This is a genomic window from Maribacter sp. Asnod1-A12 (genome assembly GCF_045063735.1).
Lineage (GTDB): Bacteria > Bacteroidota > Bacteroidia > Flavobacteriales > Flavobacteriaceae > Maribacter.
The window spans coordinates 2,172,208-2,189,874 of record NZ_JBEFNZ010000006.1 but is presented as its reverse complement, the minus strand read 5'-3'; the positions used below and the strand labels follow the sequence as shown (position 1 = coordinate 2,189,874).

Genomic DNA, 17,667 nt, shown 5'->3' with positions numbered 1-17,667 from the left:
ACCGACTACACATTAAATCTTAAAAGACCACCTAAATTTTATATTTTTAAATAGCTGTTGATCAGAATTTTAACTATTTACAAAATGAGAATGAAATTAATTTTTACACTGTTTTTCTTAATCGTAATAACTTCACTTTATGCTCAAGACAATTGCAGTAAGTTTTACCCTATGAACAAAGGTGTTTCATTGGAATATACCAATTACAATAAAAAGGGAAAAGTTGAAGGTATTAGTAATTATAAAGTTACAGAAGCAAACCATACAGGCGATACCACTACTGCCACCATGTCTATAAACTTAAAAGACAACAAAGGCAAAGACATCTATAGTACAAGCTACAATCTAACTTGTAAAGGCAACATGGTTACTTTAGATTACGAATCTTTACTACCTACTGAAATGATGGAGCAGTACGGCGACATGGATATTGAGATTTCTGGCAATGATATTGAAATTCCCAATTCCCTTAGTGTAGGTCAAAACTTGAAAGATGCCAACGTTGCCATGACAATAAGTATGAGTGGTATAAACATGAATATGAACGTTGATATGACAAACAGAAAGGTAGAGAAAAAAGAAAGTATAAATACAGCTGCCGGCACTTATATCTGTTTTGTTTTATATAGTGAAAACCGTTCTAAAATGATGATGGCAGACCAAGTCTACCCATCTAGAGTGTGGCTTGCAGAAGGTGTTGGCATGGTAAAACAAGAAACTTACAAGAAAAATGGAGATGTTATGAGCAGTTCTTTACTTACTGCATACAGCAAATAATAACTTAACCAAGTACCAATTTTGAACCGAGGCTTACACCTCGGTTTTTTATACTTTATTTTCGATTTAAAAAGCGCTTGAAAATATTTTAGTGACTTTTGCCTTACCTCATCTAGATCAATCTCTTTTTTCCTAATTCTACATTTAAAGAAGTTATAGCCTTACCTTTTATTCCGCATGGGATCATCATATCGAAGTATCCTATATCGGCATTCACATTCAATGCAAAGCCATGCATCGTCACCCAGCGTGACGCTCTTACTCTCATCACACAAATTTTGCGTGCAAACGTAGTACCAACATCAAATTAAACTTCTGTTTCTCTTGGTAATCGCTGTGCTTTTTTAAGCGTTCACCATCAAGCTGCTATACCTCAGTAACATTCCCAAATAGCTTAAAACCCTCTTTTAATAATAATTCCAAGAGTAAGGTTTAACTAGAATCAGCCCACTATACTTATTAAAACAATTTAAAGCCATTTAGATGTTAACCTTTACCAACCTAAAACATCAAACTATAAAGAGCTTAAGATTTTATATCTCAATGAATACAAATATCCAATAGCCTTTATAAATATTTAAAAACATTATAACAAACAAAATGGTAATCTAAAAAATGAAAATTATGACCTATACAAACCAAACTTCAAGCATTGTTTTTAAAAATCATTCACGAGCTACATTTTTTCTCGTACTGCTTACCCTACTTTTCTACACTAACACAAAAGCGCAAAATGACATATATACTTTTGACTACATCTATCAATTAGAAATCGTAAACCCTAGAGGGAATAGCACTGTTATTGATTATTATTTACCTGCCAATGGTGGTTATTTCTGTACAAAAACAGAAGGCGATATGATAACTGTCTTTGACAATGTTAGCAATAAAATGTACAGCTATATGGGTCGCGACGACAAAAAAGTTTTGATGACAATGCCTTTTAGTTTCCAAGGTTTATTAAAAGAGTCTAACGATTTAGAAAACCCTGAAGTTCATGAGTCCGCAGGTTATGGTAGGTTATTAGGTCATGATTGTACATTATTTAGAATGACCAGCGACAACCTTACAAGCGAAGTATGGATTGCAGAAGGTTTAATTGAAGGGTCATTTGGAGAAAACTCAATGACATCACCAATGTTCTCCTACATTTTAGCTAGAAGTTTAACCCTAGACGATGACTCACTTAAAGCAGTATACTCTGGGTTACCCTTAAGAATTGTAACGAGAAAAAAAAGGGGACGAAAAGAGAAAATAACTACTATGACTTGTACAAAATTTGAGAGAGAAAGTTTTCAAATTAACACATCAGAATACGAAAGGCTTTAAAGTTTCACTAACTAATTAAATACCATAAACTCATGTTACATTCAATTAAATTAAAAATAGCTGTAATTCTATTTGGAGTTCTTTTAATTACTCAATTTTCGTTTGCACAGGAAAAAAGACTAAAGCGCCCCTCTGGAAGAGTCGGAATACCAAATGTAGATTCTTTTGTAAATGAATCGTTTGACCTATACGATAAGGTATATGCATATGACAATTATGCACAAGAAGACCAACCTTTAGATGAAGACGACTATGAGGTATTAATTGATACTGTTGAAGACTCTGAAAATGTACTAACCACAGCTCCCGATGCTATTTCAGATATTAAAGGAGCCAATATTTTAAAACAAGGCAAGGCCACTTTGCAAATGAATCGTGCAAAGAAAGCTTTAAAATATAGCGTAAAAACAGCTAAAAAAATATTATCGGAGAAAAAGAAAAATGATAAGGAAACTACAGAAAATGAAATTTCACATAATGATAGGAATGCCCAAAAACCCATTTCGGACAAAGAAGTAAGCGCTATTACAGAATTAGAGATTTATAGCAAATATGATTTTGTACCAGGAAACAAACTCTTAATTACAGACGATTTTTCGTTAGACCATTTAGGAGATTTTCCTTCTAAATGGAATACTAATGGCACCGGAGAATTGACAATGATCAATGATACAAAATGGTTTAAATTGGCCGGTAAATCTGTATATATCCCAGACTTACCATCTAACCTGCCCGAAGAATACACTGTAGAGTTTGACATGCTTACCGTAGTTGATAAAAAAACAAGCTCACAAGCAAAATTAGAAATATGGCTAGAAGACAATAATATGTTCAACAAAGCTAATAACATGGCTAAGGTAGAAATACCATTATGTATGTTTATCGACATTGGTTTTATTATTGAAAATAGAATTGAAGGCGAACGTGTTATAAGAAATGAGGTTGAAAAGGATATAAGAAATATACTTTCACAAGAAAACCATGTAGCCATTGCTGTTAACGGTAAAAGATTTAGAATGTGGATCAATGAAAACAAGGTTGTCGACGTACCAAGATTAGTTCCTGAAAATATAGTTTCATTTAAAATTCATCCTAGAGACATTCGTGATGGTACCGATGAAATTTATATAACTAATTTAAAAATTGCCGAGGGCGGGATAGATTTAAGAAATCAATTATTAGAACATGGAAAATTTTCTACAACTGGCATTTTATTCAATTCTGGTTCAGATAAAATAAAGCCAGAATCTTACGGAGTATTAAAAGAGATAGCAAATACCTTACAACAAGAAACTAACCTTAACCTAAAAATTATTGGTCACACAGATGCTGATGGTGATGATGCCTTAAATCTAACATTATCAAAAAATAGGGCATCTTCAGTAAAAGAAGCTTTAATTAATCAATTCAATATTGATAATAAAAGATTGTTTACCGAAGGAAAAGGGGAAACTGAACCTATTGACAATAACAACACCATGGAAGGTAAAACCAACAACAGGCGAGTAGAATTTATAAAAGTTTAATCCATTAATTTTCAACTTATTAAACTTTTTACTCTAAATTTATGTAAACAGGTTACATCACATAAATGCAATAAATAACTATCACATGTTAACTACCCACGCTGTAACCAAGAAACTACAACCCTATATATCTTTTTTTTATGAAATATTGTGGGAACAAAAAGACTATAAAAATAATATTCATGAAACTGTTTTACCAAGTGGAAAAGGCTTTATGGTATTTCAATACAAGGGAAGGTTTAGAGGCAGCATAAACAATGAAGAAAGGTTTGTACCCAAATTTTATACTATTGGTCAACAAACAAAAAACTACATTCTTTTTTCCGATAGTGAGACTACGGCCTTAATCGGCGTGGCTTTTAAACCAACAGGACTATACCATTTTTTTGGAATGGATATTTCAAAATTCACAAACAACCCTAAGGATTCGCAAATCATCTTAGGTGCAGACCTAAAAGACTTTGAAGGCTTATATAAAAATGAAAATGATTCGATTAAAAAAATTAAAATGGTCGAACAGCTTCTTGTTGAGCAATTAGATAACAAACGATTCGTACCAAATTTTATAGACATTGCAATAGATATTATGGACCAATCTTTAGGTTGCTATCGCATTACTGAAATCGTAAAAAAGCTCAATGTAAGTGAGCGATATTTTCAAAAAAAGTTTAAAGAAATAACAGGTATATCGCCATCGGTATACAATAGAATAGTTCGTTTTAACAATTTATTTTCCCAATATAATATTGAAGATAAAAACAACCACCAAACACTTCTGGCATTATTCAATTACTACGACTTAGCTCATTTTAGTAAAGATTTTAAAAAGTATTGTGGAGAATCACCAAAACAATTTCATTTAGATAAATTTAAATTTATAAAGGAAGCATTCGTCAACAACCCGATATTTATCAAAAATTAAAATGCCAATCAATAAATAGGACGGGTTTTTACAAATTTTAAATCCTACCTTTTGTATTTTCAATTTAAAATTCCCCTTAAAGTTTTGTTCCCCTTTTATTATAAAGGAAATATAGTCTAGCCACTATGTTAACCTTATCTGTTTATGTTCATTAATTAACAAAGAACCTAATAATAAAACATTATGAAAACAAAACTATTTTTAATTACCACTTTTACCTTACTCTTAATCAGCTCTTGTATAAAAGATTACACAGGAACTATTAAAGATTCAACAGATGAAATATTGACTAAAACTAATTTTAGTTATGAAGGCGATATGTTTAAATTCTATTTAGAATTAGAAATTGAAAATTTAAATGAAGTAATTTCTAAACTAAAAACAATTTCTCCAAATGACGCTGGTTATGACCAAGCTCAAAAAGAACTTTTAGAAGCTAAAGCACAACAAGTTACATATAACGAACAAGTTGCAGCCATTATAGATATAGACGAAGTCGGTTTAAAAATTGGTCCAGTAATTCCAAGACCACCATGTAATTGTTTTAGTCTACAAAATTCTTTAGAGTATGTATTAATTTTAAAAGGCGATAACATTAAAAACATTAGTGTTTTTGATATCAATGGTAAGATATTATCCTCTTCGATTCCGGAATTTTCACCTTTACCGGAATATAACAATCAGTTACTTTACGCCACTTATAAAGATTTACAAAATATTAAAGGAGAAGTTGTTATACAAATTAGCAAAATAGATAACTATGGCGACTTAATAGATTATAGTTTTAGCGGCTATATATTTTAATCTTTGCTTTTTAAGGATTATTGCATTTAGAAAAATTACAATGTTGGTTTCCATTATTATGGAAACCAACTTTTATTATGAAAAACTATTTACTCATACTTATTCTACCTATTCTTCAACTAAATGCCCAGGTTGAAGATTCTTATGATTTTAAAATAGATGAATACTCACAAAAATTATCAAGTTTTAGTTATAGTAATAAAGATTCTGTTTATTTCTATTTACATAAAACTCGCCAATTAACTAAAACACATAATCAATGGGAAGATGAATTCTTTACTTTGATTAATTGGAATAGGCAGGCTGGTTATTTTTATGATTTAGAAAAAATGAGTAGTAATCTTTCACTTTTGGACACTTTATGGCTTAACAACAAAAAAACAATAGAAGATTTACCGCAAAAGCGTCTTTTTGAAAACTCACTTTTATATGATAAAGGCAATTATTATTTTAAACTAGACGAATTTTTAAACGCTAGAAAATCATTTAACAAAATCGTAAGTTCAACAGAAAAGTTAAATGACACCAACATCAGTACTAACGACAAATACTTACTTTCAACTTCCTATAGTTTTATAGCGAAAATGTATAGTAATGAAGGTAAATACGAATTAGCCAAACAATTTTATCTTAGAAATATAAGATTCTTAAAATCAAGCATACCAGAAGATGAACGTACCCTTCATAGAAATTACAGTTTATTAGCTGAAGTCTATAAAAGGGAAAAGAAATATGAAATTTCAAATGATTATCTTTTAAAATCATTAAAATTAGATATTGATGAAGGTGGTAGTCTAAACAGCTTAATAACAGATGGCTTTCATCTTGTGGAAAATTATGTTCAACTGTCACAATTAGATAGTGCAAACCACTATTTGAATCTAATTGAAAGCAGACTTCCCCAAGAACACCCTTTCAGACATAAGTATTATCAGGCAAAAGCAGGAGTGTATCAAAAAAATGGTGAACACGATTTAGCTATTACTGAATATAAAAAAGCAGCTTTAGAGCTTAAACATAAATGGGGAGAAAAAAAACATGATGAGTTTGCAACGGTTTATAATAAAATAGGAGTTGCCTCAATGGCGGCAGATAAGCCTAATATGGCTTTAGAAATGTATGAGCTCGCTATTCATCAGTTATCTGGCCGTTATGCCAATAGCACCTCAATTTTGAAAACCCTTAAAAACAAAAATTCTGCTTTAAATGCCATAAACTCTTATGATACGACTATAGCATCTACCGACCATGCTATTACAATACTTGACAGCTTAAAACCCTCGTTTAAAAGTCATAATGATAAATTACTATTAATAGAAAACACTTTTCCGCTATTCGAATCTGGCCTAGATGCCATATATAATTTGAATGAAAAAAATAAGGATACCGCCTTAATCGATAAAGCTTTTTATTACTTAGAGAAAAGCAAATCGGTACTATTATTAGAAGCTTTACTCAACGCAAAAGCGACAGAATTCGCAAATATTCCTCATGAAGTATTAGAACATGAAAGTCAATTGAAAGCGAAAATCACGTATGCCGAAAAAAAAATAAATAATTCAAAAACTGATAACTATTTATTGGAAGGGCAGTTATTAGCACTAAAAAACAAGCATCTTAAGCTTATTCAAAATATAGAATCTAAATATCCGTCATATTACAATTTAAAGTATGGCACCGACGTCATATCGCTTACAAAAACACAAGATTTTTTAAAAACAGATGAACTATTAATTTCGTTTTTCTATGGTGACACCTCAATTTACGCGATTAGCATAGATAATACTTCTAAAAAAATATTCCAATTTCCTATAGACACAAAACTTGAAACAAAAATATCGAATGTGTATCGCATGCTATCTGACCCAAAATCGGATATAGCGGTTTTAAATCAAGAAAGTTATAAAATATACACGCATTTATTAGAACCCATTATAAAAAATAAAAGCCATAAAAAACTAATTATCACCTCTGACGGACTTTTAAATTACATCTCATTTGCAGCCTTAAATACTAATTCTAAAGAGGTGACCTACTTGACCGAAAATCATTCTATTAGTTACACCAATTCAGCTACCTTACTTTTAGAATTAAGCCAACGACAACCAAAATATGATAAAATATTAGCTTTCGCCCCTAGTTTTGATGGTACTATTGATATTACTAATGTAGACCGTGGTAAACTTCTCCCTTTACTTAATAATAAAAGAGAGGTGGCGCAAATATTGTCTAATTTCAATGGTAATTCTTTCATTGATAAAGAAGCTTCTCTTTTTAATTTTAAGTCACAATTATCTAATTATGGAATAATTCACTTGGCCACACATGCCATATTTAACGATACGGTTCCAGAATTTTCTTATCTAGCCTTTTCTCAAAATACAGATAAAGAAGAAGATTTACTTTATGTAGCCGACCTATATAATCTTCAAATTAATGCCGACTTAGTTACTTTAAGTGCCTGTGAAACTGGCTTAGGTAATTTAAAAAAAGGAGAAGGTTTTTTGAGTTTAGCAAGAGGCTTCTTCTATAGTGGAGCGGCAAGCATTTCCAGTACATTATGGAAAATTAATGATGCAAGCACCGCTAACTTAATGGGGGATTTCTACCATAATTTATCTAATGGAGACACAAAAGATTTAGCGCTCCAAAAATCTCAAATAAAATTTGTAAACCATAATCGTGATAACGGTTTATCGCACCCTTATTATTGGTCAGGTTTCGTAATCTCCGGGAACACCATGCCTTTGGCAGTTACTTCAAATTGGGTCTGGGTAATTATTTGTGCTTTCTTTATACTTACCGGCATGGTTTTATATTTTAAGCTAAAATCGAAAAATACTTAATTCAGTTCTATGAGTAACTCTTGTGCCTTATCCTTTTTGTAATCAAAATCTTCGATAAGATTTTTTAATGTTGCTATTGCATTCACTCTATCTTCTTCTTTAAGATAAGCTAAAGCTAAATACCAATGCGCTTCTGCCTTAAACTCTATGTCATTATCTATAACATTTTTTAACGTCTCAATAGCCTCTTTTTCTTTACCTAAGTTGAGGTAAGATTGTGCTAAATAAAAGTCGATTTGGGCTGTTTCTTCTTGTTTCTTTAAACTTAAAAATGCAACAACGGCGATTTCATGGTTATTTGCTTCATACGCTGCAAAAGCATTTCTTGCAATTGTTTCGACGTTATCACTTCTAGTTATTGTATATACAGTATTTGGATATGTTTCAAAATTAGAGGCATATAACGAATCATAATTCGGACCAGCAAAAGTGGTGTAAGCTAAATAGCCTAAAGCAATCAACAAGGCAAAAGACGCCGCCATTGACCATAAACCAACATTGGTTTTTGAATTAGGATTAGCACTCTTTATTTCATTTTCAAAACCAACCAATTTTTTCTTTAAGTTGTCATTTTCATTTTTTGAAATAACTCGTTTTAAATCCGATTCGAATTTAAACTGTGCCTTAAAATCCATATCACTCTCTAACAAATCATTAAAAAGCTTTTGCTCACTTTCAGAAAGTTGATTTGCAAAATATTGATATAATAAAAGTTCTTTATTCATATTCTATTGGGGTTATTAGCTTGAATTCGTTCTCTTAATGTTTTCATACAGCGAGATTTTGTTGCCTTAACTACATTTTCACTTTTATAATTTTCATGTTGCATAATCTCTTCTATTGTGAATCCACGATAATAAAATAAGGTTAACAACTCTTTACATTTATCACCTAACGAATTAAAATGTCTTTTCAATAATTCTTGTTCTTTTGAAAGCGATTGCTCTTCTAATTCTATTTCTTCAATTGCCTGCGAGTCGCCCTTAACAAGATCTAATTCGTAATTTGAACCTACCGTTTTTTTATTCTTTCTCATCTTGTCAAAAATTAAATATTTGCCAATACCAAAAAGATAAGTTGAAATACTACTGGTAAAACTTTCTACTTTTCCACTCATTATGTTATCATAGAAAATGACATATGCATCTTGATAAATATCAATATTTTCTTCTTCCGTCAAATTATAACGACGAGCAAAGTTTAAAAACTTAGAACGATTCTCTTCATATACTCTTTTTAATAGTATATCAGATCCTAGCTTTAAATCTTCCAGTGTTATTTTTTCTTGCTTTTCTTTCACTTTAATGTTCAGTATTCTAAGAGGTTAACATCTACTTAGCGAATTTAGCATTTTTTAAAATGACTATTCTATTATTCACCCAATACCTAATAATCAAAAGAAACACCTATTAAGTTGTAAAACCATAATACGAATATCAGTTTAAAAACTAAGGCAGTTATGTTAACCTTGTTTACAACAATTCATTAAATAGAAACCATAACAAAAGTTGATCATGAAAAAATTAGTAGTAAGTATTTGCCTATTAGGGTTTATTACCTCTTGTCAAGGACAAGTGGAAACTGAAGTTAGCAAGCAAAAATCTGTAAAGACCAATACCGATAAGAAACAAACAAACATGTTGGATCAGCAAACCAAAATATATGGTCAAATATTTGATTTAGGTAATGCAGGTCAAAATAACCCAACCAAAGGCGCAACAAATTATAAAGATTTAATTCTTAAAATGGACTTACCCGAGGAACAAAAAAAATCATTAATTGAACAGTATAACATTTATAATCTTAGCGCAGATCCAAAGAAAAAAGATTCATTAAAAATTGCGGTCGGAAAAATGTTAGAAAATGCACTAGAGAAAACAAAAAATGACCCTAATAAATAGTGCGTATATATTTCGAACTTTTAATTAAACAAAAAGAAAGTGAGGTGTATACTTTGCTTTTTTTATGCGCTGATGTTAACCTTTATTCTCAAGCTTCATTAAAAGAAAATAACCTTAAAAATTTTAATAATGAAGACTACATCAAATTTTATTAAATGCGCAGTTTTAATATTCGCCATTTCATTTACATCATGCTCTAAGGATGGAGATATTGGTCCTATTGGTCCACAAGGTGAACAGGGAATACAGGGTGAAGATGGTGAACAAGGACCTGCCGGGGAAGACGGGGAAGCGCTAGGAGTGCCCGGTCCGCAGGGAGAACAAGGAGAGACCGGTGCAACCGGACCTGCGGGTGAAGATGGAACTAACGGTGAAGACGGAGAGGATGGCAATGCCAATGTTGTAGCGTCAAGTTGGTTAGTTGCAGACTTTCCTGACAACTATTCTTACTCTGCTGCAACCGTCACTATAAGTGATTCTAGAATTACACAAGATGTATTAAATAATTATACTGTTCTAGGTTATTTCTCATTTTCCGATACTTTTTCTGAAGTCTATGCTATTCCTTTTACAGAGCCTTTATTCAGGTCTTTTACCATGGAACAAAGAATGTCTATTGGCGAATATAAAATTACTGAAATGGGCAACCCAGATACAGTAGACACTATTGACCCTACCGATGGTTTTGTTCGCTATTTATTAATAGCCCCTGCTTACCTTTCACTTAAATCAGGAGAAAGTAACAGGTATACTATAAGCGGAATGAAAGAGAACGGCGTAAATCTTTCTAACTACCATGAAGTTATGGATTACCTAGGGCTGAATTAACATACGCTATTTTAATTAAAAGAAAAAACCGAGGCTTATACCTCGGTTTTTTTTATGCGTGTATGTTAACCTTTATTCCAAAGCTTCATTAATAAGAAATAACCTTTAAAAATTTAATAATGAAGACTACAACAAATTTTATCAAATGCGCAATTTTAGTATTCGCCATCTCATTTACCTCATGCTCTAAAGATGGGGACATTGGTCCTATTGGTCCACAAGGTGAACAGGGTATACAGGGCGAAGATGGTGAACAAGGACCCGCAGGTGAAGATGGAGAAGCACTAGGCGTACCCGGCCCGCAAGGAGAACAGGGAGAGACCGGTGCAACCGGACCTGCTGGCGAAGACGGAACTAATGGTACAAATGGAACTGATGGCGAAGACGGAGAGGATGGCAATGCCAATGTTATCGCTTCAGAATGGTTAAATGCTACTTATGATGGCACAGTAGACGATGTTAGAAGAAGTTTCGAAATTACAGCTCCAGAAATAACACCTGAAATTCTTGATACAGGTCTTATTATCTTTTATGGAAAAAAAGGTGATGAAATTTGGGGCATCCCTTCGAGTTTCCCATTTTTAAATCAGAATTTTTCATGGATTTCAATGGGTTCATTAAGAATCCTATGCGATAGTAACGATGGCACCACTGGAGTAGGAGATCCTTATTTTACATCTATCAGATATATTGTTGTTCCTGCTGGGTTAACTTCGAAAAACAGTACAAGTATTTTAGAAATGAGTTACTACGAAGTTATGGATTATTACGGGCTAGAATATTAAACCAATAAAAGTATAAAAAAACCCGAGGCTTACACCTCGGTTTTTTCATTTATTTCAGCTTCAAACAGTATAAGAAAATGTTTAAGCAATTTCTGCTTCACTTCATCCATATCCACTTCCTTCTTGCCCAATTCCACATTCAAGGAAGTAACTGCTTTACCTTTTATTCCGCATGGGATCATCATATCAAAATAACCCAAATCTGCATTTACGTTCAATGCAAAACCATGCATGGTCACCCATCTGCTGGCCCGTACACCCATAGCACATATTTTACGTGCAAACGGAGTACCAACATCTAACCACACTCCGGTTTCTCCTGGTGATCGTTCAGATTTCATTCCGTACTCCGCTAAAGTTAAAATAACCATTTCCTCCAAAAAACGAAGGTATTTATGAATATCAGTAAAGAAGTTATCTAAATCCAATATAGGGTAACCCACTATTTGCCCAGGACCATGATAGGTAATATCTCCTCCCCTATTTATCTTGTAAAAAGTTGCGCCTTTAGATGCCAATACTTTTTCATCTACCAGCAGATTAGAAATATCCCCACTTTTACCTAGTGTATAAACATGTGGGTGTTCCACAAAAAGAAAATGATTTGGAGTCTCTAAATTCAGCTCCTCTCTTCTATTCCTTATTTTAAGGTCAAGAGTTTCTTGAAACAGTTGTTCTTGGTAGTTCCAAGTTTCTTTATAATCTTTAAGACCTAAATCTTGTATGCGCACCTTCTTATTCATCTTACAAAGATATGAAAAGCAAAAACCTATTTTTCTAACTCTACTTCGATGACCATAGATTCTGGGTCTTTCATCATGGTCAAGAAATTGACTTCATGTATCATGGTTTTACCATCCATTGAAAATGTGGCTTCTTCAATATTAGTAGATTTTACCCTTCTTGGAAAATGATACTTAAATGTATATGTAGACCCAGATAAAAACATTTCGGCACTTGCCAAGCTGTCTATACTTTGTTCAAACAATTCTTGATTTAAAATAACGGTCTCACGCTTGAATGTGTTCTTTTTAAAACTATAATTGACTGTTGTCGTTTCTTCTGTAGCTCCACCTGGCATCGTTTTACCACCTGCAATAGGACCAACTGAACTTGCATTTTGGAAAGCGTTGAACGCATCATTAACTTCAGACACTTTCTTAAAGTCTGTAAACATATTAAAATTCATGACTCCGCCTTCTGGATCTACTATCATACGTAAGCTGAAAGGCTCTAATCTTTTAAGCTTAGCTTGCTCTTCTGGCGACAACTGCGCTATACTATCCTTTTTCTCCCGTAATAAGTCTTTAAAAACCAAAGTAGAATCTATTGCCTTATCCAATTCTGTTGAATCGGTTTCTGGTATCATTTGCATCATTTCATCACCATCGAAAAGTATACTCATTTTACCTGACCCGTCCTCATTGAAATAAATCTCTTCTGTAAAGTTACAGGCAGCAATACATACTGTTATAACAACAACAGCTAATATTTTAAAAAGTCTCATGTATTTTGGTTCTAGTTAGGATTGTTCAGTATGACCAATGCAGCAATTACCCCTGGTACCCAGCCGCAAAAAGTCAAAAGTAGAACAATTACAAAAGAACCGCAACCTTTACCTAGAACTGCTAAAGGTGGAAAAAATATGGCTAGTAATACTCTAATTAAACTCATTTGATTATTATTTTGATTGATTGATGTACCTTATAAGTCGCAATTGCAAACGCTTTGTTACAAAATCCGCAAATTTTATTGACCAGAACGCTACCAATGCTCAGAACAATATTCTTTATTCTTATTCTCTTATCCCTTCTACAGCCTTCATTTAATTAAGTATTTATGCTAACTTTTAGAACCTTTACAATAGTCATTACGTTAAGTAAACATGAAATACTCACACATGCTTTATAATTTGACCTTAGTTGCTTTTCTATTTAGCTTTTTAACATCATGCAGTCAAACCGAAGAAATAAGACCTGAACAATTAGAGAATACTACAATTGATCAAGAAATTATTACCTATTTGGCTCTTGGTGATAGTTATACCGTTGGGGAGAGCGTTGCTTTTGAAGATAGTTTCCCTGCTCAATTAAGTACAGAAATAGAGAAAAACAAAGGTCTTGTGGTCAACACAACCGTTATTGCCCAAACGGGATGGAGAACAGACCAACTTATCGCCTCTATTGGCAATCGAGTATCTGCGAATTATAATTTGGTAACGTTGTTGATCGGTGTAAACAACCAGTTTCAGTCTAGACCATTTTCTCAATATGAAGCCGAATTTGAAGTATTATTAAATAAAGCTATCAGCCTAGCTGGCAATGATTCCAACAAGGTAATCGTTCTTTCAATTCCTGATTACTATTTTACACCATACGGACAAAGTAATGGTAATGAACTAATCTCAATTGAACTTGACGGATACAACAATTTTGCAAAATCTACAGCGAAAGCAAAAGGAGTTACTTTTCTTGATATTACGGATGTTACCCGAAGAGGATTAGACGAAAAAGAATTGGTTGCCAATGACGGTTTGCACCCATCGGCACTAGCATATGAAAAATTTGTTGAAAGACTCTATCCTTTAGTGTCCACAAGATTGAAAGATTAAGACATATCGATTATATTTGCCAGCTAAATAAACGACGGCATGCAATTATCGGAGCAAGAGCTTATCAGAAGAGAGAAATTAGACAAATTAAGAGCATTGGGCATTAATCCTTATCCTGCTGCTTTATATCCTGTAAATTCCACATCAGAAAGTATAAAATCTGACTATGAAGAAGGCAAGCAGGTAATTGTTGCCGGTAGACTTATGTCTCGTCGTATTCAAGGTAAGGCCTCTTTTGCCGAGCTTCAAGATAGTACCGGTAGAATTCAGGTATATTTCAATAGAGATGAAATATGCTCTGGCGAAGACAAAACCTTGTATAACGATGTTTATAAGAAGTTGCTGGATATTGGTGATATCATTGGTATTGAAGGTGATCTTTTTACGACACAGGTAGGTGAAAAAACGATTATGGTGAAGAAATTTACCATGCTAAGCAAATCGCTAAGACCTTTACCATTGCCTAAAAAAGATGCCGAAGGCAAAGTATATGACGAATTCAATGACCCTGAACTACGTTACCGTCAACGTTATGTTGATTTAGTAGTAAACCCAAAGGTGAAAGAAAATTTTATTAAAAGAACGAAAATCACCAATAGTATTCGTGAATTTTATAACGCAGCCGGGTATTTAGAAGTTGAGACCCCTATTTTACAGCCTATACCTGGTGGTGCAACTGCACGTCCGTTTTTAACGCATCATAATGCATTGAACATTCCTTTATATTTAAGAATTGCCAATGAACTTTACCTTAAAAGGCTAATAGTTGGTGGTTTTGATGGTGTTTATGAATTCTCAAAGGATTTTAGAAACGAAGGAATGGATCGTACCCATAACCCAGAATTTACCGTAATGGAATTGTATGTTGCATACAAAGATTACAACTGGATGATGGATACCACAGAGAAACTATTGGAGAAAATTGCGATGGATTCTAACGGTACCACGAAAGTTACCGTTGGTGAAAACGAAATTGAATTTAAAGCTCCGTACGCTCGTGTGCCAATTCTTGAAGCTATAAAAATACATACTGGTTACGATGTTGCAGGTATGCCTGAAGACGAACTTCGTGAAACTGCCAAGAAACTAGGTCTTGAAGTTGACGAAACAATGGGTATCGGTAAATTAATCGATGAAATATTTGGTGAAAAATGTGAGCACTTCTACGTGCAACCAACATTTATTACGGACTACCCAAAAGAAATGAGTCCGCTAACCAAAGAACATAGAGACAACCCGGCTTTGACAGAGCGTTTTGAGCTGATGGTAAATGGTAAAGAGTTGGCTAACGCTTACTCTGAGCTTAATGACCCTATAGACCAAAGAGAGCGTTTTGAGGATCAATTAAAGCTGTCTGAAAAAGGAGATGACGAGGCAATGTTCATTGATCAAGATTTTCTTAGAGCTTTGGAATATGGTATGCCCCCAACTTCCGGTATCGGTATCGGTATTGACCGTTTGGTGATGTTGATGACCAATAATGCATCTATACAAGAAGTATTATTCTTCCCTCAAATGAGACCTGAGAAGAAACCTTTACAATTGTCTGACAATGAAAAGGTGATTTTTGATATTCTAAAAGGCGAAAAGAAAATGGAACTGGACTCCCTTAAAACAAAAGCGGATTTAAGTAACAAAGCTTGGGACAAAGGGATAAAAGGGATTACGAAGCAACAGTTGGCTAAAATCTACAAAGAAGAGGACGTACTTTTAGTGGAAATTTTATAATAGTCATTTCAAGGAACGGTAAAAAATAGTAGCTTAGAAGCTGGCAAAACCAACCAGCATGAATCTAAGTAGTAAAATAGGTCTGTTTACAGGTCCTATCATATTTTTCATTCTTATTTCTTTACCCAATGTATTAATTTCTGAAAATGCGGATGCCGTCATAGCTGTTGCACTTTGGATGGTTATTTGGTGGGTTACCGAAGCGGTTTCTATTTCTGTAACCGCATTGCTGCCCTTGTTACTATTTCCTATTTTGAAAGTGATGCCCATTGGTGATGTTGGAGCTAATTATGGTAGTCCTATAGTTTTTCTATTCTTTGGGGGTTTTGTCATGGCATTAGCGTTAGAAAAAGTCAATCTTCATAAACGTATTGCCTTAAACATCATTAGACTTACGGGTACGACAGCGAATAAAGTAGTTCTCGGTTTTATGTTTGCCACAGCTGTTTTAAGTATGTGGATCAGTAATACGGCGAGTACCGTAGTCATGTTACCCATTGCCATGTCGGTTATCAACTTACTGATCCAAGATGAAGACGGATTCACAAAACGAGACCGAAACTTTGCCTTAAGTGTTATGCTAGGTATTGCCTTTGCTGCCAACGCGGGTGGTATTGCAACTGTTATTGGTACTCCCCCAAATTCAGTTCTCATTGGTTTATTAGAAAACGAATACAATATTGAAATATCATTTCTTAAATGGATGATTATTGGGCTACCATTCTCCCTTATCATGATTTCCATTTGCTATTTTGTTCTGGTAAAAGTGTTTTTTCCTACTCAGGGTTTAAAATTTAAAGCTTCAAAAACTATTATTCATGAGGAGCTAGACAAACTAGGTCCTACTTCTGGGAAAGAAAAAATGGTGCTTATCATTTTCGGAGTTACTATTTTCTTATGGGTGTTTAGAACTTTGATTAATTCGATATTCCCGAGTTTGGGATTATCAGATACACTTATCAGCATGTTTGCCGCTATTGCGTTGTTTACATTACCATTTAATCTCAAAAAAGGCGATTTTATTTTAGAATGGAAAGATACCCAAAAGCTCGCATGGGGAATTCTTATTCTATTCGGTGGCGGACTCTCATTGGCAAAAGGTATGTCGGTTTCGGGTATTGTAGATTTGGTGGCAGCAGTTATTGGACAGAGTGATCTGAGCATCTTACTAACAGCTTCATTATTGATTCTACTAATGTTATTTATGACAGAGCTTATGAGTAACGTAGCACTTGTAGCAGTTCTTGCTCCAGTAGTGGCAGGTATCGCTATTGGTCTAGGCTTACCTATTACTTATCTTTTGATACCAATAACCATTGCCAGCAGCTGTGCTTTTATGCTACCTATGGCAACACCACCAAACGCAATAGTCTTTGCTAGCGGTTATATAAAAGTCCACGAAATGGCACGTGCAGGAGTAATTCTTAATCTCATTGCAGTGCTCTTATTAATTGGATTATTTCAATTTGTGCTGCCATTATTATTCTAGTAATCTTCCACAAAAAATAAAGCCCTTGCAGTTGCAAAGGCTTTATAATCGACTAATTCAGAAATGAAAAAATGTTTATTCCTACTTAATAGACGCCTTTCATTCAGCATTGTTACAAATA

Annotated in this window: 17 protein-coding genes and 1 pseudogene; 12 read left to right on the top strand and 6 right to left on the bottom strand. The window is 33.5% G+C overall.

Annotation, left to right across the window (positions count from 1 at the left end; translation table 11 throughout):
• The first annotated feature begins 90 nt into the window (after positions 1-90).
• Positions 91-777, top strand: a complete 687-nt coding sequence (locus ACJJVP_RS09330) for a hypothetical protein (RefSeq protein WP_405413045.1) — start codon at positions 91-93, stop codon at positions 775-777.
• A gap of 47 nt (positions 778-824) precedes the next feature.
• Here the strand turns inward: ACJJVP_RS09330 and ACJJVP_RS09325 are convergent.
• Positions 825-1,081, bottom strand: a pseudogene (locus tag ACJJVP_RS09325) (lipoyl protein ligase domain-containing protein); the annotation flags it as partial.
• Positions 1,082-1,401: 320 nt separating this feature from the next.
• On the opposite strand from ACJJVP_RS09325, the gene ACJJVP_RS09320 reads away from it, so the two are divergent.
• The 5 genes from ACJJVP_RS09320 (at position 1,402) to ACJJVP_RS09300 (ending at position 8,204) form a co-directional block, all read left to right on the top strand.
• Complete coding sequence (locus ACJJVP_RS09320; RefSeq protein WP_405413042.1) at positions 1,402-2,106, top strand: DUF4412 domain-containing protein; 705 nt, start codon at positions 1,402-1,404, stop codon at positions 2,104-2,106.
• A 32-nt stretch (positions 2,107-2,138) separates the two neighbouring features.
• A complete protein-coding gene (locus ACJJVP_RS09315; RefSeq protein ID WP_405413040.1) occupies positions 2,139-3,632 on the top strand; it encodes an OmpA family protein in 1,494 nt (497 codons plus the stop codon).
• Between the two features lie 85 nt (positions 3,633-3,717).
• Entirely contained in the window at positions 3,718-4,554 is an 837-nt protein-coding gene (locus tag ACJJVP_RS09310; protein ID WP_405413037.1) for a DUF6597 domain-containing transcriptional factor, read from the top strand.
• Between the two features lie 183 nt (positions 4,555-4,737).
• Positions 4,738-5,358, top strand: a complete 621-nt coding sequence (locus ACJJVP_RS09305; RefSeq protein ID WP_405413035.1) for a hypothetical protein — start codon at positions 4,738-4,740, stop codon at positions 5,356-5,358.
• A gap of 77 nt (positions 5,359-5,435) precedes the next feature.
• The gene (locus ACJJVP_RS09300; RefSeq protein ID WP_405413033.1) at positions 5,436-8,204 is read left to right on the top strand and encodes a CHAT domain-containing protein; all 2,769 of its coding nucleotides are present in this window, start codon (positions 5,436-5,438) and stop codon (positions 8,202-8,204) included.
• Here the strand turns inward: ACJJVP_RS09300 and ACJJVP_RS09295 are convergent.
• Both ACJJVP_RS09295 and ACJJVP_RS09290 read right to left on the bottom strand, forming a co-directional pair.
• On the bottom strand, positions 8,201-8,929 hold the full coding sequence (locus ACJJVP_RS09295) for a tetratricopeptide repeat protein (RefSeq protein ID WP_405413032.1): 729 nt from the start codon (positions 8,927-8,929) through the stop codon (positions 8,201-8,203). The genes ACJJVP_RS09300 and ACJJVP_RS09295 overlap by 4 nt on opposite strands.
• A complete protein-coding gene (locus ACJJVP_RS09290; RefSeq protein ID WP_405413030.1) occupies positions 8,926-9,504 on the bottom strand; it encodes an RNA polymerase sigma factor in 579 nt (192 codons plus the stop codon). The genes ACJJVP_RS09295 and ACJJVP_RS09290 overlap by 4 nt, the downstream gene beginning before the upstream one ends.
• Before the next feature lie 214 nt (positions 9,505-9,718).
• Between ACJJVP_RS09290 and ACJJVP_RS09285 the strand changes: the two genes are divergently transcribed.
• The 3 genes from ACJJVP_RS09285 to ACJJVP_RS09275 all read left to right on the top strand — a co-directional run bounded on the left by ACJJVP_RS09285 (position 9,719) and on the right by ACJJVP_RS09275 (position 11,718).
• Positions 9,719-10,105: a hypothetical protein gene (locus tag ACJJVP_RS09285; RefSeq protein WP_405413027.1), complete on the top strand. Its 387-nt coding sequence runs from the start codon at positions 9,719-9,721 to the stop codon at positions 10,103-10,105.
• Between the two features lie 129 nt (positions 10,106-10,234).
• Positions 10,235-10,933, top strand: coding sequence for a hypothetical protein (locus tag ACJJVP_RS09280; protein WP_405413024.1), 699 nt, complete (start codon positions 10,235-10,237; stop codon positions 10,931-10,933).
• A gap of 119 nt (positions 10,934-11,052) precedes the next feature.
• A complete protein-coding gene (locus tag ACJJVP_RS09275) occupies positions 11,053-11,718 on the top strand; it encodes a hypothetical protein (RefSeq protein ID WP_405413022.1) in 666 nt (221 codons plus the stop codon).
• A gap of 29 nt (positions 11,719-11,747) precedes the next feature.
• On the opposite strand, the gene lipB is transcribed toward ACJJVP_RS09275, so the two are convergent.
• Genes lipB through ACJJVP_RS09260 form a run of 3 tightly spaced genes read right to left on the bottom strand, consistent with a single transcriptional unit; the run spans position 11,748 to position 13,392 of the window.
• Positions 11,748-12,461 (bottom strand): lipoyl(octanoyl) transferase LipB, encoded by a 714-nt coding sequence (lipB, locus tag ACJJVP_RS09270; RefSeq protein ID WP_405413019.1) that lies wholly within the window; start codon positions 12,459-12,461, stop codon positions 11,748-11,750.
• Positions 12,462-12,487: 26 nt separating this feature from the next.
• On the bottom strand, positions 12,488-13,225 hold the full coding sequence (locus tag ACJJVP_RS09265; RefSeq protein WP_405413016.1) for a hypothetical protein: 738 nt from the start codon (positions 13,223-13,225) through the stop codon (positions 12,488-12,490).
• Positions 13,226-13,236: 11 nt separating this feature from the next.
• Complete coding sequence (locus ACJJVP_RS09260) at positions 13,237-13,392, bottom strand: YqaE/Pmp3 family membrane protein (protein WP_073240341.1); 156 nt, start codon at positions 13,390-13,392, stop codon at positions 13,237-13,239.
• Between the two features lie 211 nt (positions 13,393-13,603).
• Between ACJJVP_RS09260 and ACJJVP_RS09255 the strand changes: the two genes are divergently transcribed.
• From ACJJVP_RS09255 to ACJJVP_RS09245, 3 genes are read left to right on the top strand one after another with little or no spacing between them, the layout of a single operon-like run.
• Positions 13,604-14,329 carry an SGNH/GDSL hydrolase family protein gene (locus tag ACJJVP_RS09255; protein ID WP_405413014.1) on the top strand — a complete coding sequence of 242 codons (726 nt, stop codon included), beginning with the start codon at positions 13,604-13,606 and terminating at the stop codon, positions 14,327-14,329.
• Between the two features lie 39 nt (positions 14,330-14,368).
• Positions 14,369-16,057, top strand: a complete 1,689-nt coding sequence (gene lysS / locus ACJJVP_RS09250; protein WP_405413012.1) for a lysine--tRNA ligase — start codon at positions 14,369-14,371, stop codon at positions 16,055-16,057.
• A gap of 58 nt (positions 16,058-16,115) precedes the next feature.
• Positions 16,116-17,546 (top strand): SLC13 family permease, encoded by a 1,431-nt coding sequence (locus tag ACJJVP_RS09245; RefSeq protein ID WP_405413010.1) that lies wholly within the window; start codon positions 16,116-16,118, stop codon positions 17,544-17,546.
• Positions 17,547-17,667 lie beyond the last annotated feature (121 nt).

Coding starts and splice junctions, on each gene's coding strand:
- ACJJVP_RS09275 (WP_405413022.1), top strand. CDS start 11,053: ATGAAGACTACAACAAATTTTATCAAATGCGCAATTTTAGTATTCGCC.
- ACJJVP_RS09310 (WP_405413037.1), top strand. CDS start 3,718: ATGTTAACTACCCACGCTGTAACCAAGAAACTACAACCCTATATATCT.
- ACJJVP_RS09265 (WP_405413016.1), bottom strand. CDS start 13,225: ATGAGACTTTTTAAAATATTAGCTGTTGTTGTTATAACAGTATGTATT.
- ACJJVP_RS09280 (WP_405413024.1), top strand. CDS start 10,235: ATGAAGACTACATCAAATTTTATTAAATGCGCAGTTTTAATATTCGCC.
- ACJJVP_RS09305 (WP_405413035.1), top strand. CDS start 4,738: ATGAAAACAAAACTATTTTTAATTACCACTTTTACCTTACTCTTAATC.
- lipB (WP_405413019.1), bottom strand. CDS start 12,461: ATGAATAAGAAGGTGCGCATACAAGATTTAGGTCTTAAAGATTATAAA.
- ACJJVP_RS09320 (WP_405413042.1), top strand. CDS start 1,402: ATGACCTATACAAACCAAACTTCAAGCATTGTTTTTAAAAATCATTCA.
- ACJJVP_RS09330 (WP_405413045.1), top strand. CDS start 91: ATGAAATTAATTTTTACACTGTTTTTCTTAATCGTAATAACTTCACTT.
- ACJJVP_RS09295 (WP_405413032.1), bottom strand. CDS start 8,929: ATGAATAAAGAACTTTTATTATATCAATATTTTGCAAATCAACTTTCT.
- ACJJVP_RS09315 (WP_405413040.1), top strand. CDS start 2,139: ATGTTACATTCAATTAAATTAAAAATAGCTGTAATTCTATTTGGAGTT.
- lysS (WP_405413012.1), top strand. CDS start 14,369: ATGCAATTATCGGAGCAAGAGCTTATCAGAAGAGAGAAATTAGACAAA.
- ACJJVP_RS09245 (WP_405413010.1), top strand. CDS start 16,116: ATGAATCTAAGTAGTAAAATAGGTCTGTTTACAGGTCCTATCATATTT.
- ACJJVP_RS09260 (WP_073240341.1), bottom strand. CDS start 13,392: ATGAGTTTAATTAGAGTATTACTAGCCATATTTTTTCCACCTTTAGCA.
- ACJJVP_RS09255 (WP_405413014.1), top strand. CDS start 13,604: ATGAAATACTCACACATGCTTTATAATTTGACCTTAGTTGCTTTTCTA.
- ACJJVP_RS09300 (WP_405413033.1), top strand. CDS start 5,436: ATGAAAAACTATTTACTCATACTTATTCTACCTATTCTTCAACTAAAT.
- ACJJVP_RS09285 (WP_405413027.1), top strand. CDS start 9,719: ATGAAAAAATTAGTAGTAAGTATTTGCCTATTAGGGTTTATTACCTCT.